Here is an 18,226-nt window from a genome sequence, read left to right as displayed (position 1 = left end):
ATCGTACACCTGACGGTCCGTGCGGGTCAGGCGCTCACGGGCGTGAACCGCACCGGCAGCGCCTTGGGCCCGCGGGTGAAGACGCCCTGCTCGACCGGGTCGAAGCCGTCGGCGAGCCGCAGGTCCGGCATGGCGTCGAGGAGCTGGTTCACCCCGGTCTCCACCTCCGCCTTGGCGAGCAGCGCGCCGACGCAGAAGTGCCGGCCGAGCGCGAAGGCGAGGTGGTCGGCGGCGGCCGAGAACGCGGTCGTGGTGGTCAGGTCCTCGCGGAACAGGTCGAAGCGGTCCGGGTCCTTGTACCGGTTCTCGTCGCGGTTGGCCGCACCGATGAGGCAGGTGACGGTGGCTCCGGCCGGGACGGTGCCGCCGGTGAGCTCCACGTCGACGGCGGACTGGCGCATGATCATGTGGACGGGCGGGGTGACGCGCAGCGTCTCGGCGAAGGCCCGCGGGATCAGGGACCGGTCGGCGCGCACGGCCGCCAACTGGTCGGGGTTCGCGAGCAGATTGGCGAAGATGCTGGCGATCGCCTTGTCGGTGGTCTCGCCGCCCGCGGCGAGCAGCAGACTGCAGAACGCCTTGATGTCCTCGTCGCTCATCCGCACCCCGTCGACCTCGGCGGCGCACAGCGCCGAGAGCAGATCGTCGCCGGGGTTCTCGCGGCGCTCCTGGATGACCGGGATCATATACTGCGCGAACTCGACGCGCGTCTGCTCCCCCGCCGCGGCGACGTCCGGGTCCCCCGCCAGATTGCCGAGGAAGTTGATGACGGCGGTGTACCAGCCGTGGAAGCGGGCGTGGTCGGCCTTGTCGAGGCCGAGCATGTCGGCGATGACGTTGACCGGCAGGCGGGTGGCGTAGTCGGCGACGAGGTCGGCCGATCCTGCGTCCCTGAACCGGTCTATGAGCTCACGGGAGTTGCGCTCGATGACGGGCAGGAACTTGTCCTGCAGTTCGCTGCCTCGGAAGGCGGGCGCGACGAGCGCGCGACGCACCGCGTGCTCACGGCCGCTCATCTGCAGGATGGTCCTGCCGTGCACGGGCTCGAGCTGCCAGTCGTAATTGTCGGTGGAGAACGTCGCCTCTTTGTCCTTGAAGACGCGCTCCACATCGGCGTACCGCGAGACGATCCAACTCTGCGTCGCCTCATGCCACATGAGCGGAGCGGACTCGCGCATCGCGCGGTAGGCGGGATACGGGTTCGCGGCGAACTCCGGCGAGAGGATGTCGGGGACCTGCGCGGTGGACATGGGGCTCCCTGTGGGGGTGTAACGGGCGGTAGCCATCAGCCTATTGACCGACCGTCAGCCCGTACACCCCCTCCCCGTGTCAGCCGTTCGGGAGGATCACCGCACGCCCGTTGATCTTGCCGTCGTGCAGCAGCTCGTACGCCTTGGGGGCGTCGTCGAGCGAGAAGGTCTCGGTGTGCACGGAGACGGCACCGGCCCGCGCCAGGTCGAGGACCTCGACGAGTTCGGCGCGGCTGCCCCAGTACGGGGCGGTGACATTGACCTCGAAGTTCATGGCGCCGAAGCCGACGGGCAGGGTGCCGCCGCCGATCCCGACGATCGTGACGTCGCCCTCGACGGCGGCGACGGCGCCCGCGGTCTCGACGGTGGGCTGGACGCCGACGAAGTCGAAGACGGCCTCGGCGCCGCGCCCGCCGGTCAGCTCCTTGACCTTGCCGGCGGCCGCCGCGTCCGACAGGACCGCCTCGTGGGCGCCGACGGCCTTGGCGAGGGCGAGCTTCTCCTCGTTCACGTCGAGCGCGATGACACGGGCGGCGGTCATGGCGCGCAGCAGCTGGATGGCGACGTGCCCGAGGCCGCCGGTGCCGATGACGACGGCGGTCGAGCCGGGCACCAGCTTGGGCAGCGAGCGCTTGATGGCGTGGTACGGGGTGAGGCCCGCGTCGGTGAGCGGCACGGCCGCGACGGGGTCGAGGCCGTCGATCGGCGTCAGGTGCCGCGCGTCGTCGACGATCATGTATTCCGCCATCGAGCCGGGGGCGCCGAGTCCGGGCGGGCGGATGCCGAGCTCCTCGGCGCGCAGGCAGTAGTTCTCCTTGCCCTCCGCACACTTGGCGCAGGCGCCGCAGCCCCACGGCCCGTACACGGCGACCGCGTCGCCCTCCACGAAGCCGGTCACCCCGGCGCCGAGCGCGGCGACGGTACCGACGCCCTCGTGCCCGAGGGTCAGCGGAAGTTCGTAGGGGAAGCTCTCGGCGGGCCAGCTCATCACGGCGATGTCGGAGTGGCACACACCGGCGGCGGTGACCTTCAGGAGGACCTGCCCGGGACCGGGCTCCGGATCGGGGACGGTGACGACCTCGGGCGGTGCCCCTACGGTCCGGTACTGAAGTGCCTTCATGGCTCGACTCCTTCGTCGCTCTCGCCGACCCCCGCACTCCCACCGTAACTCGCTCACGTCCCAACGGGACACATGTCCCAATGGGACACGTGTCACGGCACAAAAAAGGACCCCGACCGTACGGGGGAGAACGGTCGGGGCCTGGTTAAAACTTTAACAGCATGCGGCCGGTGCCCGACGCCGGTTCGACAGGGGCCGGGGGTGAGGTCGGACACATAGGTTCATCTGGTCTTTAGAAGGTTCTTTTCGGGCGCGAGTGCCACGAGCCGCCACAGCCCATATGGTGTCAACAGCCAACTGACGCCCTCCCTCGCCATCGGAGCACTAGTGGCCGACCCCCAGCCCGTCCTCCTCACCCCGCCCTCGAAGGCCGCCGTCTTCCTGGTCGTCACGGTCGCGCCGGGCGGCGAGCCCGCCGTCCGCGACACTCTCGAGGAGCTGTCGGGGCTGAGTCGCTCCGTCGGCTTCCGCGACCGCGACGCCGCCCTCGGCTGCATCGTCGGCATCGGCTCTACCGCCTGGGACCGCCTGTTCAGCGGCCCCAGGCCGCGCGAACTGCACCCGTTCCAGGCGCTCGCGGGCCCCCGGCACCTGGCCCCCGCGACCCCCGGCGACCTCCTCTTCCATCTGCGCTCGCGGCGCATGGACCTCTGCTTCGAGCTGGCCCGCGTGATCATCGGCCGGCTCGGCTCCGCCGTCACCGTCGTCGACGAGGTGCACGGCTTCAAGTACTTCGACGACCGCGATCTGCTCGGCTTCGTGGACGGCAGCGAGAACCCGACCGGGCGGGCCGCCGCGGACTCCGTCTTCGTGGGCGACGAGGACCCGGACTTCAGCGCCGGCTCCTACGTCATCGTCCAGAAGTACGTGCACGACATGGCCGCCTGGGAAGCACTGCCCTCGACGGAGCAGGAGAAGGTCATCGGCCGCACGAAGACCGCGAACATCGAGCTGGACGACGACGTGAAGCCCGCCGACTCGCACGTCGCGCTCAACACCATCGTCGACGAGGACGGCACGGAGCGGCAGATCCTGCGCGAGAACATGCCGTTCGGCAACGTCGGCCAGGGCGAGTTCGGCACGTACTTCATCGGCTACGCGCGCACCCCGGACGTCACCGAGCGGATGCTGCGCAACATGTTCCTCGGCAACCCGCCCGGCACCCACGACCGGATTCTCGACTTCTCGACCGCGGTCACCGGATGCCTGTTCCACGTGCCGAGCGCCGACTTCCTCGACGACCTGCCCGAGCCGCCGACCGGCGCCGCCACCGCGGACCCCGCGCTCGGCTCCCTCGGCATCGGCAGCCTCAAAGGAGCCTGAAGACCATGAGTAGCGCCCCGAACCCCACCCCGAGCAACAATCTGCACCGCGAGCTCGCCCCGATCACGCCCGCTGCCTGGGCCGAGATCGAGGAGGAGGCGACGCGCACCTTCCAGCGCCATGTCGCGGGCCGCCGCGTCGTGGACGTCACCGGACCGGACGGCGCCGACCTCTCGGCCGTCGGCACCGGGCACCTCTCCGAGATCGCGCCGCCCGCGCCGGGCGTGACGGCGCGGCTGCGCGGCGTGCAGCCGCTGGTCGAGCTGCGGGTGCCGTTCACAGTGAGCCGGGAGGCCGTGGACGACGTGGAGCGCGGCTCCAAGGACTCCGACTGGCAGCCGGTGAAGGACGCGGCGCGCTCCATGGCGTACGCGGAGGACCAGGCGATCTTCGACGGGTATACGGCGGCCGGTATCGAAGGGCTGCGCGAGCGCACCTCGAACCCGGTCCTGAGCCTGCCGGCCGAGGCCCGCGACTACCCGGACACGATCAGCCGGGCGCTGACGGCGCTGCGCCTCGCCGGCGTGGCGGGCCCGTACGCACTGCTGCTCGGGGCCGACGCGTACACGGCGGTCAGCGAGACCTCCGACCACGGCTATCCGATCGCCAACCACCTCGGCCGGATCCTCGACGGCGAGCTGATCTGGGCGCCGGCGCTGAACGGGGCGTTCGTCCTGTCCAAGCGCGGCGGCGACTTCGAGCTGCGGCTCGGCCAGGATCTGGCGATCGGCTACAGCGCGCACGACGCGCACAGCATCGAGCTGTACTTCCACCAGACCCTGACGTTCCTGCCCTACACGGACGAGGCCGTGGTCGCGCTCAAGGCCTGAGGCCCCCAGCTGGCTTGGGCCCTCAGCTTCCCTGGACCCTGGCGATGAACGCGTCGAGGTTGCCGAGGGCCCGGTCCACGCGCTCGTCCAGCGTGAGCGACTCCTCGTAGCGGCCCGCGCGCAGCTTCGGCTGCTTCTTGCCGCGCAGGTACAGGGAGCAAGCCAGGTCGGCGCAGACATACAGGCCGACCGTGTTGCCGTCGCGGCCGCGGGCCCCGGCGAGCGGCGCGGCGAACAGGGACACGCCCGACGAGGCGTGTCCGGTGAGGCAGATCTGGCACAGGCTCGACTTCATCGCGCTGGTGCGCCCGCTCTGCGGCACGCGCAGGCTGATGCCGACCGGCCCGTCGTCCGTGGGGCGCACGAGGTGCGCGCGCAGCGGCGCGCCCGGGTCCACCCAGCCGAGGAAGTCCAGGTCGTGCCAGGGCAGCTCGGCGAAGTCGAGGGGCAGCCGCATACGGGTCGCCTCACCCTTGGTGCAGTTCACGAAGGACGAGCGGATCTGTTTGTCGCTGAGTGGTTCCACAGCGTGGACCCTACAAAGCCGCTCACCGATCATGCATCCGGATATTCGCGCAACGGTCAGCCGGTGTGCGGGATCACCGCCACCGGGCACGGCGCGTGGTGCAGCACCGCGTGGGCGACCGAGCCGATGCGGGAGCCGATCGCGGTGCGGCGCGCGCGGCGTCCGACGACGAGCAGCTGGGCCTCGGGCGCGACCGAGAGCAGCACCTGGCCCGCGCTGCCGATCTCGACGTGCTCACGGACCGGCACATCCGGGAACCGCTCGCGCCAGGGGGCGAGCGCGGCGCCGAGGGCCTTCTTCTCGTACGGTTCCATGCCGCCCGCGTCGTCGAGCAGGGCGAACGAGCTGGGGCTGTAGGAGAACACCGGCGGCAGGCTCCACGCGCGTACCGCTCGCACGGCCACGCCGCGGGCCTGCGCGGTGGTGAAGGCGAACTCCATCGCGGCGGCGCTGTCCTCCGGTTCGCCCTCCTGGCCGACGATCACGTCGCGCCCGCTCGCCTCGGCCGGCGCCGCGTCGTCCGCGCGGACGAGGACGACGGGCCGCTCGGCCTTGGCGATCACCTGCTGGCCGACCGAGCCGACGATGAAGCCGACGATCACGCCGTGCCCGCGCGAGCCGAGCACCAGGGACTCGCCGTCGTGCGCGGCCGCCAGCAGGGACTCGGCGGCCCCGTCCCCGTCGAGAACGTCGGTGGTGACCGCGAGCCCGGGGTGGCGTTCGGCGATCTCGTGCTCGATGTCCGCGAGCAGGTCGCCCGCCCACTGCGTGAGCGAGGACTCGTCCGCGGCGAGCGCCAGGCCGTCGGGGGCGGGCTCGCCCACGTGCACCAGGCGCAGCGGCAGTCCGCGCCGCACCGCCTCACGCGCCGCCCAGGCTGCCGCCGCCGCGCTCTCGGGGGATCCGTCCACACCCGCGGTGATGGGCCGGGTCATCGCACCGCCTCCTCGTCTGTCCGGTCTCGTGTGTCCGGTCTCGTCTAGTGAGCTGTCTGTCCGGGAGCGCCCGTTTTACTCGTCGTACCGGTCCCGCTTGTCGTGCCGGAGTTCGCCGGGCTCTTCGACGGTCGCAGATACCGGTTCCAGCCGCCCGCCGGGCGCTCCCCCACCTGGAGGTCGCGCAGTTGCGCGAGGACGGCCGGGTCCTGCGCGTCGAGCCAGTCGACGAACTGCCGGAAGGACACGAGCCGGACGTCGCCGCTCCCCGCCTTGTCGGCGATCCGCTTGAGCGCCTCCTCGACAGCGTCCATGTAGATGCCGCCGTTCCACTCCTCGAAGTGGTTGCCGATGAAGAACGGCGCCCGGTTGGTCTCGTACGCGCGTTGGAAGCCGGTGAGATACGCCTGCGTGGCCTGGGTGCGCCAGCCCGGATAGTTGTACGCCGGGGCGCGGGTGGAGTTCTTCGACTGGTTGGCGAGGATGTTGTAGTCCATCGAGAGGACCTCGAAGCTGTGGCCGGGGAACGGGATGCCCTGCAGCGGCAGGTCCCAGATGCCCTGGCGCTTCTCCGGCCAGCGTTGCAGTCCACCGGGCGAGGAGGCGTCGTAGCGCCAGCCGAGTTCGCGCGCCACGGGCAGCAGGTTCTCCTGGCCGAGCAGGCAGGGCGTGCGGCCGCCGATGAGTTCCTTGTCGTAGTCGAAGGGCAGGGCCGGCTGGTCGTGCCAACCGGTGTGGGTGCGCCAGGACTTGACGAAGGTGCGGGCCTGTTCGATCTCGCTGCGCCACTGCTGGGGGCTCCAGTTGCCGACGGAGCCGGAGCCGCCGCAGAAGTGCCCGTTGAAGTGGGTGCCGATCTCGTGCCCGTCGAGCCACGCCTGGTGGACGGAGCGCAGGGTCTCCTTCAGGTGCGGGTCGCTGAGGTAGCCGATGTCGGAGGCCCCGACGGGGTTGCCCGGCGGCTGGTAGCGGCGCTTCTGCGCCTCGGGCAGCAGATAGAGCCCGGACAGGAAGAAGGTCATGCGGGCGTCGTGCTGCCGGGCCAGTTCGAGGAAGCGGGGGAACAGGCCGTTGCCGACCTCGCCCGCGCCGTCCCAGGAGAAGACGACGAACTGCGGCGGCGTCTGGCCGGGTTCCAAGGCGGTGGGCGCGGCGGGCTGCTTGGGCTGCCTGCCCGTGTACGAGGTCGAGCCGTCGCCGATCAGCCGGGGCAGGGCCTTCTTCTTGGCGGGGCGCTCGGGATGGCGGGCAGGGCCTGCCGGGGGCGGGCTCGCCTTCTCGCCGCCGCTCGTCCCGCATCCGGCGAGCGCCCCGGCCGCGGCGCCGAGGCCGACGCCGAGACCCAGGCGCGCCACGCGTCTGCGACTGATTCCGCTGGACCGACCGGATTCTTCGAACTCCATGGGCAACCCAATCCGCGCCCCGGGCGGGGGCGTTGTACGTCCCCCCACACGGACACCGACCTCCGCACCGTAGGGCGGATAAACGAACAATTGCCTCATTTGGGACGGCGTGCCGCGGAACGGGCTGCCACGCGGTGGGCTGCCAGGAGTTGTCGGAGTCTCAGTCCTCGCCGACGACCTTGCCGGGGTTGAACAGGTCCAGCGGATCCAGGGTCTCCTTCACGGCCCGCTGCAACGCGCAGACGGCGGGGCCCAGTTCGCTGCGCATGCCGTCGCGCTTGAGCAGGCCGACGCCGTGCTCGCCCGTGACCGTGCCGCCCGCGGCGATCGCGGCCTGAAGGAGTTCCTCGAAGGCGGCCTGCGCGGCGACGCGTTCCGCCTCGTCACCGGGCTCGGTGATCAGCAGCGGGTGCAGATTGCCGTCGCCCGCGTGCGCGATGGTCGCGATGCGCACGCCGTGCCTGCGCCCGATCTTCTCGATGGCGGCGAGCATCTGCGGCACGGCGGAGCGCGGCACGCACAGGTCCTCGGTGAGCACCGGGCCGAGCCGCTCGAGCGCGGGATACGCGAGGCGCCGTACGTCGAACAGGGCCTCGGCCTCGACGGCGTCGGTGGACTGCTCGGCCCACAGCGCCCCCGCCTCCCGGAAGGCGTCCGCCACCGCGCTCGCCTCGGCCTCGCCCGCGTCGCCCGGGGCGTCGATGCGGGCGAGCAGCATCGCCTCCGCGCCCGGCTCGATGCCCAGGTGCTTCCAGTTCTCCACGGCCTCCATGCAGGCGCGGTCGAGGAGTTCGAGGGCGGCGGGCGCGAGGCCCCGGCTCGTGACGAGGGCGACGGCGGCGCCCGCGGCGACGAGGCTGTCGAAGTTGCCGACCACGGTGCGCGGTTCACCGACGGGCGCGGGCCGCAGCTTGAGGGTGATCTCGGTGATGACGCCGAAGGTGCCTTCGGAGCCAACGAACAGGCTCGTCAGGTCGTAGCCCGCGACGCCCTTCGTGGTGCGCCGGCCGAGCCTGACCCGGCTGCCGTAGTCCCCCGCGGGCCCGCCCATGACGACTTCCATGCCGAGGACGTAGTCGCGGGTGACGCCGTACTTGAGGCAGCACAGGCCGCCCGCGTTCGTGGAGACGTTGCCGCCGATCGTGGACCAGGGGGCGCTGGCCGGGTCCGGCGGGTACCACAGGCCGTGCTCGGCGACGGCGGCCTTGAGGTCGTTGTTGACGACCCCGGGCTGGACGACGGCGATCAGGTTCTCGGTGTCGATCTCGAGGATGCGGTTCATCTTCGACACGTCGAGCACGAGGCAGCCGTCGACGGCGTTGGCCCCGCCGGAGAGTCCGGTGCCCGCGCCCCGCGTGACGACCGGTATCCGTCGGGCCGCGCAGGCCCGCACCACGGACTCGACCTCCTCGGCGGACGTGGCGCGCACCGCGGCGAGCGGCCGGCCCATCGGCGCCCACTCGGCGTCGTCGTGGCCGAGGGACGCGAGGACGTCCGGGTCGGTGACGAGGGTGCTGTCCGGGAGCGCGGCGGCGAGTTCGCCCACCGTGCTTCTCGTGTCTGCGGTGTCGATGTCGTCCTCCTGAACAGATGGCCCTGACCGGCGCGTTCACGGGTCGGGGACACCATCATGGAACACCGCTTCGCGCCGTCACACGGCGCGGGTCGCTCAAGAAGCTCGGGGGTCGTTCAGGAGGCGAGGGTCAGCACGGCGCGCACGCGCTTGCCGACCGGCACCTGCTCCACGGAGACGACGGCGAGCGCGTCCACGATCTCCAGGCCGTGGCCGCCCACGCGCGCCGGGTCCCGAGGGAAGCGCACCGGCACGGCGGCGCTGCTGTCGTAGACGGTGACGGCGACATGCCGCGACGTGCCCTCGAGTTCCAGGACGTACGGGCCCGCGCTGTGCCGGTCCGCGTTCGTGATCAACTCGCTGACGACGAGCAGGACGTCCCCGGCCGTGCGCGGGTCGAGCTCGACGCACCACTCCTGGCGCAGGCGCGTCAGGAACACGTCGGCGAACCTGCGCGCGTCGGCCAGGCACCCCTCGTCACCTGCGTAGTGGGTCGCCTGCATCAGTGGCCCGACTGCCTCGTCGAAACCTGTGGGGATCAATGCCCCGTCCATGTACTCGGTCATTCGTGTCTCTTTCACGCCTGCAGGACTCCGCGATGGACACCCGCAGCCTGCTGATACCCCGCATCAGGCCGCGCAGTCCTGCCGGATTCGACGGGGTGACCGACTCCCCGGCTCGTCGTTTGAAGGACGACACCGTGTCCCTACGGACTTCCGGGAGAGGCCCGCCATGCCCCAGCTTCGTCGCGAAAGCATTATCCCCCGCTCACGGATAGCCACCGACCAGGCCGAGGCAGCTCTGCTCGACGAGTACACCGGCCTCGTACGCCTGGCCTATCTGACGCTCCCCGCCGTCTTCACCCGCCATCGCCGGGTGCTGCTCGCCCACACCGCCGTCCAGCGCGCGCTGCCGGGGCGCCCGGCCTCCGTGCCCGGGCCCCGTGCCCCAGGCGACGGCTCCGACACCGCCACCGCCACCGACGCGCTGCGCGTACGCATTCTGCGGACCGCTCTGTCCTTCGCGCACCGGCCGGCCGGGTGGCCCGCGGCCCTGCCGCCGCCCCGCATCCTGCTGCCCCGGCTCCCCGTGGTCTGGGGGCTGCGGCTGTTCCCCCGCTCCGGCGGCGCCGAGGAACTCGCGCTGGTCCGTTCCCTCGCGGACGCTTCCGCCCCGGCGCGCGCCGCGTTCGTGCTCCGGCACATCGACTCCATGGACGCGGACCGGGCGACGGCGCTGTTGGCCGCGGCCGGGGTGGCGGATGCCGGGGCGGCCGTACAGGAGTCCGTCGGACTCGACGCCGAATCCGGGCCTGCCGCCGCGGCGTTGCTGCACTCCCAGGAGTTCGACGCCTGCTCCGTGCAGACACGTCCCACGGATCTGCTGCGCCGCGCGCGGCGGACCCGGGTCGCTCTCGCACTCGGGGCCGTGGCCGTCGTCGCGGCGGCCGCCGTGCTCGCCCCCGACTCCGCCCCGCAGCGGGAAGCGGCGGGCGCGGGCACCCCGGTCCGGGCGGCGCCCGCCTCCGGTGACCTCACCCGCGCCGGGCGGGACACCTGGGCCGACACCTCACGGGTCGACTTCACGGCCTGGCCCGCGCGCGGCGACCGGACCGACGACACCGCCCTGCTGGACCGGGCGCTGGCCGCGTGGGCCGAGCCCTCCGGCGCCGTACGCGTCAGCCGGACCCCGGACACCACGGCCGATCCACCGCCACGCGCACCGCAACTGCTGTTCGCGGGCGACGTCGACGGCCGTGCCGTGGTGCTCCTCAGCGACGGCGAACGGCTGGCCCGCTACACCGCGCCGGACGGCGACGGCCCGGCCGGCCTCGCCCTGGCCCGGGTCGACGACGCGGACGTGACCACGGCGGCGGCCGTCGTCCTCACCCGCGACCACGGTTCCGCCCGCTACCTGACGGCGCCGTGGATCACCGAGGCGACCACCCGGGACCTCTTGCGACCCGACACTCAGGGGCGGCCGCTGGACGTGTCGGACGACGGGGTGAGCGACGCCGTTCCGGTCGCGCCGGCGGACGGCTGCGCGCGCCGCCCCGTGCTCCAACTGCGCTCCTCGGCGCGCATCGTGGAGAACCACTCGTTCCTGCTCGCCGACCTCGGCGGTCTCTCGCCCGTGCACCTCACGTACACGCCGCTTCCCGGACACGGCACGCCTCCGCCCCGGCAGCCGCGCGAGGCCACCGGCAGCCAGGCGCTGGTCGCGTGGGCGCGCACCGCCTGCCGGCTCCAGCCGTGGCGGGGCGGCGCCGTGCGCGCCGTGAACGCGTGGGACTTCGCCGAGCAGCAGTTGCCGAAGGACGCGGGCCGGGCGGTCTGGTCCTGCGTACGCGCCTCCACCTGGCGTGGCCCGGGCGATGTCGCTCTCCTGATGCGCGCGCCCGGCGCGGCCGCCGAACCGGCGCAGCTGGTCGGCCGGGCCCGGGCCACGGCGGCCTGCAGCCGGTTCGGCCAGCACGTGGTGGCCGACACCCGGTGGAGGTCGCCGGACGACCACTGGTACCTCCTGGCTGCGGGAAGCCGCGCGGTCACCCGGATCGAGGCGAGCGGTGCGGTGACCGCGTTCCGCAAGGGCCGCACCGTGGCAATGCGCGCTCCCGAGCACGGCACGGTCCGTGTGGCGGCCCGCCTGGACACCGGGGAGCGGCTGAAGGAGGTGGCACCCGGGCGGCCCTGACCGTTCGGACCTGCTGCATCCACCCGCTCTGTTGATGCGGAAGTCGGTCTTGGGGCGGACCGTGGTGGACAGGGGGCGAGCGAGGGAGACCCATGAACGCGGAACGTGCCGGACAGCGATGCCTGGTCACCGGGGCGAGCGGCTACATCGGCGGCCGCCTGGTGCCGGAACTGCTCGCCTCGGGGCATCACGTGCGCTGCCTGGCCCGCTCCCCCGCCAAGCTCCGGGATCACCCGTGGGCCGGCGATGTCGAGGTGGCTCAGGGCGATCTCACGGATCGCGACTCGCTCGGCGCCGCGCTGAGCGGCATCGACGTCGCGTACTACCTGGTGCACGCGCTCGGCACCGGCAAGGACTTCGAGCGCACCGACCGCGAGATGGCGACGGCCTTCGCCGAAGAGGCCCGCCGGGCGGGTGTGCGGCGGATCGTCTATCTGGGCGGCCTGACGCCCGCGGGCGTGCCCGAGCGTGAGCTGTCGCCGCATCTGCGCTCGCGGGCGGAGGTCGGGCACATCCTGCTCGCCTCCGGAGTGCCGACGACGGTGCTGCGCGCGGCCGTGATCATCGGGTCCGGTTCCGCTTCGTTCGAGATGCTGCGCTATCTGACCGAACGGCTGCCGGTGATGGTGACGCCCAGCTGGGTGCACACCCGGATCCAGCCGATCGCGGTCCGCGACGTGCTGCGCTGCCTCGTGGACAGCGCGGCGATGCCGTCGGAGGTGTCCCGTTCCTTCGATGTCGGCGGGCCCGACGTGCTCACCTACCGCGACATGATGCTCCGGTACGCGGCGGTGGCGCGGTTGCCGCGGCGCGTCGTGGTCGGGGTGCCGATGCTCAGTCCCGGCCTGTCGAGCCACTGGGTCGGCCTGGTGACGCCCGTGCCCGCCTCCATCGCCCGCCCGCTCACCGAGTCGCTGCGCCACGAAGTCGTCTGCCACGAGCACGACATCCAGCAATGGGTGGCGTATCCGCCGGGTTCCCCGATCGGGTTCGACGAGGCGGTGCGGCTGGCGCTGCGCCGTGTCCAGGAGGCGCAGGTGGCCACCCGCTGGTCGTCCGCCGCGCTGCCGGGCGCCCCCAGCGATCCGCTGCCCACCGATCCGGACTGGGCGGGCGGCAGCCTCTACACGGACGACCGGGAGCGGCTGGTCGAGGCCTCGCCGGAGCGGCTGTGGGACGTGATCGAGGGCATCGGCGGGGAACACGGCTGGTACTCGTTCCCGCTGGCGTGGGCCGTGCGCGGCGGGCTCGACCGGTTCGTGGGCGGTGTGGGGCTGCGGCGTGGGCGGCGGGACGCGGCGCGGCTGCGGGTCGGCGACTCGCTGGATTTCTGGCGCGTGGAGGAGATCGAGCCGGGCCGGCTGCTGCGGCTGCGCGCCGAGATGCGGTTGCCGGGCCTGGCCTGGCTTGAGCTGTCCGTGGAGGCGGCGGACGGCGGGCGCTCCCGCTACCGGCAGCGGGCGCTGTTCCATCCGCACGGCCTGGCGGGCCAGGCGTACTGGTGGAGCGTGGCGCCGTTCCACTCCGTGGTGTTCGGCGGGATGGCGCGCAACATCGCGGCCACGGCCGAGCGGGGCGCCCCGTGCGGGTGATCGTGCATCCGTGCGCACCGTCGGCCGGGAAGGCCTGACGTAGCCCGCTTGCCACCTCTCCACCTGGAGCCTTTCCGTGCGTGTCCACGTCGTCCTGTTCACCTCCGACCTCCGAGTGCACGATCACCCGCCACTGCGGGCGGCGTTGACCGCGGGGGACGTCGTGGTGCCGCTGTTCGTCCGGGACACGGGGGTCGCCGGGTTCCTCGCCCCGAACCGGGAGGCGTTTCTCGCCGACTGCCTGCGGGATCTGGACGCGGCGCTGCGGGACCGGGGCGGGCGGCTCGTGGTGCGCTCGGGCGACGTGGTCGACGAGGTGGCGAAGGTGGTGACCGAGACGGACGCGTGCGCCGTCCACGTGGCGGGCGGCGTCTCCGCGTACGCGCACCGCAGGGAGGACCTGCTGCGGGACACGCTGCACCGGCTCGGCTGCGACCTGGTGGCGCACGACGGCGTCGTCACCTGCGTTCCGCCGGGCGCCGTCACGCCCGACGCCCGGGACCACTTCGCGGTGTTCACGCCCTACCACCGGCACTGGGCCCAGCACGGGACGCGGGCCGTCGTGCGGGCGCCGCGCGCCGTCCGGGTGCCGGACGGCGTGGGCGGCGAGGTGCTGCCCGAGCGGGCCGATGTGTCGGGGGTGTCGCCCGGGCTCGCCGAGGGCGGTGAACGGGCCGGCCGGGCGCTGCTGACGTCCTGGCTGCGTTCGGGGATCGCCGCGTACGAGGACCGGCACGACGACCTCGCGGGCGACGCCACGTCGCGGCTCTCCCCGCATCTGCACTTCGGCACGATCGGTCCCGTCGAGGCCGTGCACCGGGCGCGCGCGGCGGGCGGCCCGGGCGCGGAGGCGTTCGTGCGGCAGCTGGCCTGGCGGGACTTCCACCACCAGGTGCTGGCCGCGCGGCCCGACGCCGCGGGCGCCGACTACCGCACGCATCACGACCGTTGGCGCAGGGCGCCCCGGGAGGTCGAGGCGTGGCAGGAGGGGCGTACGGGATACCCGGTGGTGGACGCCGCGATGCGGCAGCTGCGGCACGAGGGCTGGATGCACAACCGGGGCCGGCTGCTCACCGCGTCGTTCCTCGTCAAGACGCTGTACGTGGACTGGCGGGTGGGCGCACGGCATTTCCTGAGCCTGTTGGTGGACGGGGACGTCGCGAACAACCAGATGAACTGGCAGTGGATGGCGGGCACCGGCACGGACAGCCGACCGAACCGGGTGCTCAATCCGGTGACCCAGGCCAAGCGCTACGACCCGGACGGCGCCTACGTACGGCGCTGGGTACCGGAGTTGGCCGGCATCGAGGGCTCCGCGGTGCACACGCCGTGGAAGGCGGCCGGACTCGACCGGGCCGCCCTCGGCGACTATCCGGACCCGATCGTCGAACTGCCGGACGGTCTTGCCCGGTTCAAGCGGGCCCGGGGCCTCGACTGATCTCCGGGTAGTGGCGCCCGATCTGGTCGAGGGCCTGCGGCAGCGTCGCCGGGTGCAGCGCGCCGCGCACGCCCCGGCCCGCCCAGCCTGGCCCGGCCAGCATCACGGCGGGTTTGCCGCGGGCGCCGCGCACACCCCAGCGGGTCTCGGCGAGGTGCCGGGCCAGCGGAAGGCTCGCGGTGGAGCGGGCCTGCGCCCACAGCACGACGACGCGCGGCCCGGTCCTGCGCACCGCGGCCGACACCGCATCCACCGGCACGGCCGCCCCGAACATCCGCTGCGGTACGCCCAGTTGACTCAGACCGGCACTGAGCGCCTCCAGGGCGAGCACGTGCTGTTCGGCGGGGACGCAGGCAAGGACCAGCGGCGGCAGCGCGAGGGTGGAGTCGACGGGGGCGGCCGCACGGTGCAGGGTGCGCGAGACCTGCCAGGACAGCAGGTGCTCGACCTCGACGTACCGGTCGCCCGCCTCCTCCCACTTGCGGCCCACCGCGTGCAGCACCGGCGCCATCACGTCCTGCCAGGCGGTGACCAGGCCGTGCTCCGTCACGGCCTCGGTCAGCAGGTTCTGCACGGTCGGCGCGTCCATGCGGGTCGCGGCGCGGGAGATGCCCCGGCACTGGCGCTCCAGCGTGGCCGGCGAGGCGGGCGCGGCCGACGCCGGGCGCTGGTGCGGCAGCGCGGCCGGCTCCGTCGCAAGGCGTTTACCCGCGAGGAGCGCGGCCTCGGCGGGCGGCAGGCCCGTCGTGGTCAGCCGGCACATCTCCTCGACGACCGCGACGTCGTCCGCGGTCCAGCGCCGGTGGTGTCCCGTCGAGCGCTGCGCGGGCCCGAGCCCGTAGCGGCGGTCCCAGCTGCGCAGGGTCGTCGGCGAGACCCCGAGCCGCCTTGCGAGGGCGCCGGTGGTGACGCCCGCCTCCGATGGTGCCGCCTGTGTCCCCACCGCGTCGCGTACCTGCTGCCCCTCGTCCATCGGCCCACGATACGACGCACAACCGATGCGGGTTGTCGTGCGGCGGGAATCGTTTCCAGGATGACCGGGCCGTGACTTGGCGAGCACTGCGCGCGTCCGGTCCTGGCCATCACGAGTCGAGTTCAGGATCGTTTCGAGGAGTTGACGGGGCGTTGAGGATCCCAGGGATGCTGTCGCGGAACGTCGACCCGCGCGAGGCGTCGGAGGCCGCCCTGGCGGACGGTCTCGCGGCAGGTGACGTCGCCTGCCTCGCCGAGGTGTACCGGCGGTGGTCGCCGCTCGTGCGGGGCCTGGCACAGCGGGCGCTCGGCGACCGCTCCGAGGCGGAGGACGTGATGCAGCAGGTGTTCCTCGCCGCCTGGCGCGGCCGGTCCGGATATCGGCCGGAACTGGGCCCGCCGTCCGCCTGGTTGACGGGCATCGCGCGGCACCGGGTCGCGGACGCGCTCGCCGCCCGGAGCCGTCGCGCGGCGCTGTTCGAGGCAGCGGCCGGGCGGCACGCCGTCTCGGCCGGCCGCGAACCCGCGACCGACGCCTGCATGGACGCGGTCGTCGAACGTCTTGTGCTGTCGCAGGAGTTGGCGCGCCTGCCGAGCACGCAGCGCACGGTGCTGCGTCTCACGTTCTACGAGGACCTGACGCAACCCCAGATCGCCGAGCGCACCGGCTGGCCGCTGGGCACGGTCAAGAGCCACGCCCGGCGCGGCATGAGACGCCTCGGCGACCGGTTGCGCGGCCGCAGCGATCGCGGCTGAGATTCGTCGGGCCCGGATGCATCCGTCCGGCCCCTTCGGGCGGAAGTTCCGGTGTGCGCGCGCCGGCGTCGGCCGCGCGCGCGGGCGGACGGCCCGGACCCCGCCGCCCGCCCACCTCAACGGAGTCGGCGCCGCTGAGGTGGGTACGGGCGGGGCGCCACTACAGTCGATGATCATGATCATTGGTTCCGTCCGCCTCCGCGAGGTACCCGAGTCCGACATCGAGCGGGCCCTGGCGCTCGCCCATCTCGTCTTCCACGAGTCGCCCGACGACGAACGCCGCAAGCAGCAACAGCAGATGCTGTCCGGCTGCCTGCGGATCGGCGCGTACGACGGCGAGGAACTCGTCGGCTTCGCCGCGGCGCATCCCTTCACCGTCTCCGTGCCGGGCGGTGGCGACCTCTCCTGCCCCGGCCTGTCGTACGTCTCGGTCGCGCCCACGCACCGCAGGCGCGGCGTGCTGACGGCGATGATGGCCGAGCTGTTCGCCCGTTGCGCCGAACAGGCCGCGCCGCTGGCCGCGTTGTGGGCGTCGGAGGCGTCGATCTACGGCCGGTTCGGATTCGGCCCCGGCACGTACGGGGCGACCGTGGAGATCGACTCGCGGCGCGCGCTGGGGCTGCGCATCCCGCCCGACGAGCGTCCGCTGCGGCTGCTCGACGCCGACTCGGCACCCGCCGTGCTCGCGCCGTACTTCGAGACGAGGCGCGGGCTGCGGGCGGGGCGGCACGCGCGCACGGAGACGTGGTGGCGCGAGCAGTGGCTGGCACGGAAGGACGAGGACGACGAGGATCTGTCGCCGCCGCGCGTGGTGACGCTCGGCGATCCGCTCGCCGGTTACGCGATCTACCGCACCAAGTCGGGCGACTGGTCCGGGGGCGTGCCGGGCCTGGTGAGTGTCGAAGAGCTGGAGGCCGATACGCCGGGGAGCGCGGCGGCGCTGTGGCGGTATCTCGCGGACATCGACCTGACGGGCACGGTGCGCGCGCACGGCAGGCCGCTGGACGATCCTCTGCCGCTGTTCGCGGCCGACCGCGATCAGGTGAGCGTCAAGAGCGTCGAACCGGCGCTGTGGGTGCGCCTGGTGGACGTGCGCGCGGCGCTCGCGGCCCGGGCCTGGGCGGCGCCCTTGGATGTGGTGCTCGCGGTCCGTGACGCGCGGCTCCCGGCGAACGCGGGGACGTTCCGTCTGATCGCCTCTCCGGACGGCTTCTCGTACGCGCCCACGGACGACGCGCCCGACCTGAGCCTGGAGGCCCGCGATCTGGCGACCGCGTACATGGCGGCGACGCCGGTGGCGGCGCTGGTGCGCGCGGGTCTGGTGGTGGAGCACACGCAGGGCGCGGCGTCGATGCTCGACGCCGCGCTGCGCACGGAGCTAGTGCCGCACACCGACGACACGTTCTGAACTCACGTCACTGCCAAGCGGGTTCAGCACTCCATGGTCCACGTGTGGGAGTCGCCGCTGTCGTTGGCCCAGCCGTTGGACGCGATCTCCTGGCCGGGCGCGAGACAGACGGTGCCGAAGCCGACGAGGCCCGGGTTCTCGTAGACCTGGACGTGGTCCTTGATGCCTGGCCCTGAGATTCCGTGATTGGCCCAGGAGGAGTCCTCGTCCTGGATGCCGTCCTCCCAGTCGTGGTCGTCGCCGGACCAGTTCCAGCGCATTCCGGTGTAGTTGGCGTCGGTCCAGGCGCAGAACTCGCCGCTGGGGCATTGGGCCGCGAAGGCGGTGGCGGGGAGCGCGGCGCCGCCGAGGGCGAGGACCGCGGCGGTGACCAGGGCGATCGGGTGCTTCATGAGGTCTGTTCTCC

Annotated in this window: 16 protein-coding genes; 7 read left to right on the top strand and 9 right to left on the bottom strand. The window is 72.9% G+C overall.

Translation table 11 applies throughout. The features are described from left to right. Positions 1 to 26: 26 nt before the first annotated feature. Both OG746_RS25775 and OG746_RS25770 read right to left on the bottom strand, forming a co-directional pair. The gene (locus OG746_RS25775; RefSeq protein WP_266718330.1) at positions 27 to 1,250 is read right to left on the bottom strand and encodes a cytochrome P450; all 1,224 of its coding nucleotides are present in this window, start codon (positions 1,248 to 1,250) and stop codon (positions 27 to 29) included. 79 nt (positions 1,251 to 1,329) lie between these two features. After that, positions 1,330 to 2,370, bottom strand: a complete 1,041-nt coding sequence (locus tag OG746_RS25770) for an NAD(P)-dependent alcohol dehydrogenase (protein WP_266718328.1) — start codon at positions 2,368 to 2,370, stop codon at positions 1,330 to 1,332. Between the two features lie 327 nt (positions 2,371 to 2,697). Here OG746_RS25770 and OG746_RS25765 point away from each other — a divergent pair, with 327 nt between their 5' ends. Both OG746_RS25765 and OG746_RS25760 read left to right on the top strand, forming a co-directional pair. Beyond that, positions 2,698 to 3,693: a Dyp-type peroxidase gene (locus OG746_RS25765; RefSeq protein ID WP_266718326.1), complete on the top strand. Its 996-nt coding sequence runs from the start codon at positions 2,698 to 2,700 to the stop codon at positions 3,691 to 3,693. A 5-nt stretch (positions 3,694 to 3,698) separates the two neighbouring features. After that, complete coding sequence (locus OG746_RS25760; protein ID WP_266718324.1) at positions 3,699 to 4,523, top strand: family 1 encapsulin nanocompartment shell protein; 825 nt, start codon at positions 3,699 to 3,701, stop codon at positions 4,521 to 4,523. 22 nt (positions 4,524 to 4,545) lie between these two features. Here OG746_RS25760 and OG746_RS25755 read toward each other — a convergent pair whose 3' ends face one another. The 5 genes from OG746_RS25755 to OG746_RS25735 all read right to left on the bottom strand — a co-directional run bounded on the left by OG746_RS25755 (position 4,546) and on the right by OG746_RS25735 (position 9,526). Next, positions 4,546 to 5,049 carry an FBP domain-containing protein gene (locus tag OG746_RS25755; RefSeq protein ID WP_266718322.1) on the bottom strand — a complete coding sequence of 168 codons (504 nt, stop codon included), beginning with the start codon at positions 5,047 to 5,049 and terminating at the stop codon, positions 4,546 to 4,548. Positions 5,050 to 5,105: 56 nt separating this feature from the next. Continuing rightward, positions 5,106 to 5,984 carry a universal stress protein gene (locus tag OG746_RS25750; protein WP_266718320.1) on the bottom strand — a complete coding sequence of 293 codons (879 nt, stop codon included), beginning with the start codon at positions 5,982 to 5,984 and terminating at the stop codon, positions 5,106 to 5,108. 44 nt (positions 5,985 to 6,028) lie between these two features. Further along, on the bottom strand, positions 6,029 to 7,387 hold the full coding sequence (locus tag OG746_RS25745) for a hypothetical protein (protein ID WP_266718318.1): 1,359 nt from the start codon (positions 7,385 to 7,387) through the stop codon (positions 6,029 to 6,031). Positions 7,388 to 7,547: 160 nt separating this feature from the next. Continuing rightward, complete coding sequence (locus tag OG746_RS25740) at positions 7,548 to 8,933, bottom strand: FAD-binding oxidoreductase (protein ID WP_266718316.1); 1,386 nt, start codon at positions 8,931 to 8,933, stop codon at positions 7,548 to 7,550. Positions 8,934 to 9,076: 143 nt separating this feature from the next. Further along, complete coding sequence (locus tag OG746_RS25735) at positions 9,077 to 9,526, bottom strand: ATP-binding protein (RefSeq protein WP_266718314.1); 450 nt, start codon at positions 9,524 to 9,526, stop codon at positions 9,077 to 9,079. Between the two features lie 166 nt (positions 9,527 to 9,692). On the opposite strand from OG746_RS25735, the gene OG746_RS25730 reads away from it, so the two are divergent. From OG746_RS25730 to OG746_RS25720, 3 genes are all read left to right on the top strand, one after another. Beyond that, positions 9,693 to 11,654: a hypothetical protein gene (locus tag OG746_RS25730; RefSeq protein ID WP_266718312.1), complete on the top strand. Its 1,962-nt coding sequence runs from the start codon at positions 9,693 to 9,695 to the stop codon at positions 11,652 to 11,654. A 92-nt stretch (positions 11,655 to 11,746) separates the two neighbouring features. Then, on the top strand, positions 11,747 to 13,246 hold the full coding sequence (locus OG746_RS25725; protein ID WP_266718310.1) for an SDR family oxidoreductase: 1,500 nt from the start codon (positions 11,747 to 11,749) through the stop codon (positions 13,244 to 13,246). 76 nt (positions 13,247 to 13,322) lie between these two features. Further along, positions 13,323 to 14,684, top strand: coding sequence for a cryptochrome/photolyase family protein (locus tag OG746_RS25720; RefSeq protein WP_266718308.1), 1,362 nt, complete (start codon positions 13,323 to 13,325; stop codon positions 14,682 to 14,684). On the opposite strand, the gene OG746_RS25715 is transcribed toward OG746_RS25720, so the two are convergent. Further along, positions 14,659 to 15,657, bottom strand: a complete 999-nt coding sequence (locus tag OG746_RS25715) for a MerR family transcriptional regulator (protein ID WP_266718306.1) — start codon at positions 15,655 to 15,657, stop codon at positions 14,659 to 14,661. The genes OG746_RS25720 and OG746_RS25715 overlap by 26 nt on opposite strands. Positions 15,658 to 15,824: 167 nt before the next feature. Between OG746_RS25715 and OG746_RS25710 the strand changes: the two genes are divergently transcribed. Both OG746_RS25710 and OG746_RS25705 read left to right on the top strand, forming a co-directional pair. Beyond that, entirely contained in the window at positions 15,825 to 16,412 is a 588-nt protein-coding gene (locus tag OG746_RS25710) for an RNA polymerase sigma factor (RefSeq protein WP_266718305.1), read from the top strand. Positions 16,413 to 16,587: 175 nt separating this feature from the next. Then, on the top strand, positions 16,588 to 17,820 hold the full coding sequence (locus OG746_RS25705) for a GNAT family N-acetyltransferase (RefSeq protein WP_266718304.1): 1,233 nt from the start codon (positions 16,588 to 16,590) through the stop codon (positions 17,818 to 17,820). A gap of 23 nt (positions 17,821 to 17,843) precedes the next feature. Here the strand turns inward: OG746_RS25705 and OG746_RS25700 are convergent, their stop codons facing one another. After that, positions 17,844 to 18,212 (bottom strand): peptidase inhibitor family I36 protein, encoded by a 369-nt coding sequence (locus tag OG746_RS25700; RefSeq protein ID WP_266718303.1) that lies wholly within the window; start codon positions 18,210 to 18,212, stop codon positions 17,844 to 17,846. Positions 18,213 to 18,226: the final 14 nt, after the last annotated feature.

It is taken from the genome of Streptomyces sp. NBC_01016, from assembly GCF_026341035.1.
Taxonomy (GTDB): domain Bacteria; phylum Actinomycetota; class Actinomycetes; order Streptomycetales; family Streptomycetaceae; genus Streptomyces.
Note: the sequence above shows the minus strand (reverse complement) of the source record. Positions and strands in the feature narration are given on the sequence as shown.

What these genes read in the sequence shown, in the direction of transcription:
- OG746_RS25770 (WP_266718328.1), bottom strand. Translation starts at nt 2,370, where the DNA reads ATGAAGGCACTTCAGTACCGGACCGTAGGGGCACCGCCCGAGGTCGTC.
- OG746_RS25700 (WP_266718303.1), bottom strand. Translation starts at nt 18,212, where the DNA reads ATGAAGCACCCGATCGCCCTGGTCACCGCCGCGGTCCTCGCCCTCGGC.
- OG746_RS25730 (WP_266718312.1), top strand. Translation starts at nt 9,693, where the DNA reads ATGCCCCAGCTTCGTCGCGAAAGCATTATCCCCCGCTCACGGATAGCC.
- OG746_RS25725 (WP_266718310.1), top strand. Translation starts at nt 11,747, where the DNA reads ATGAACGCGGAACGTGCCGGACAGCGATGCCTGGTCACCGGGGCGAGC.
- OG746_RS25750 (WP_266718320.1), bottom strand. Translation starts at nt 5,984, where the DNA reads ATGACCCGGCCCATCACCGCGGGTGTGGACGGATCCCCCGAGAGCGCG.
- OG746_RS25745 (WP_266718318.1), bottom strand. Translation starts at nt 7,387, where the DNA reads ATGGAGTTCGAAGAATCCGGTCGGTCCAGCGGAATCAGTCGCAGACGC.
- OG746_RS25735 (WP_266718314.1), bottom strand. Translation starts at nt 9,526, where the DNA reads ATGACCGAGTACATGGACGGGGCATTGATCCCCACAGGTTTCGACGAG.
- OG746_RS25710 (WP_266718305.1), top strand. Translation starts at nt 15,825, where the DNA reads ATGCTGTCGCGGAACGTCGACCCGCGCGAGGCGTCGGAGGCCGCCCTG.
- OG746_RS25775 (WP_266718330.1), bottom strand. Translation starts at nt 1,250, where the DNA reads ATGTCCACCGCGCAGGTCCCCGACATCCTCTCGCCGGAGTTCGCCGCG.
- OG746_RS25705 (WP_266718304.1), top strand. Translation starts at nt 16,588, where the DNA reads ATGATCATTGGTTCCGTCCGCCTCCGCGAGGTACCCGAGTCCGACATC.
- OG746_RS25715 (WP_266718306.1), bottom strand. Translation starts at nt 15,657, where the DNA reads ATGGACGAGGGGCAGCAGGTACGCGACGCGGTGGGGACACAGGCGGCA.
- OG746_RS25760 (WP_266718324.1), top strand. Translation starts at nt 3,699, where the DNA reads ATGAGTAGCGCCCCGAACCCCACCCCGAGCAACAATCTGCACCGCGAG.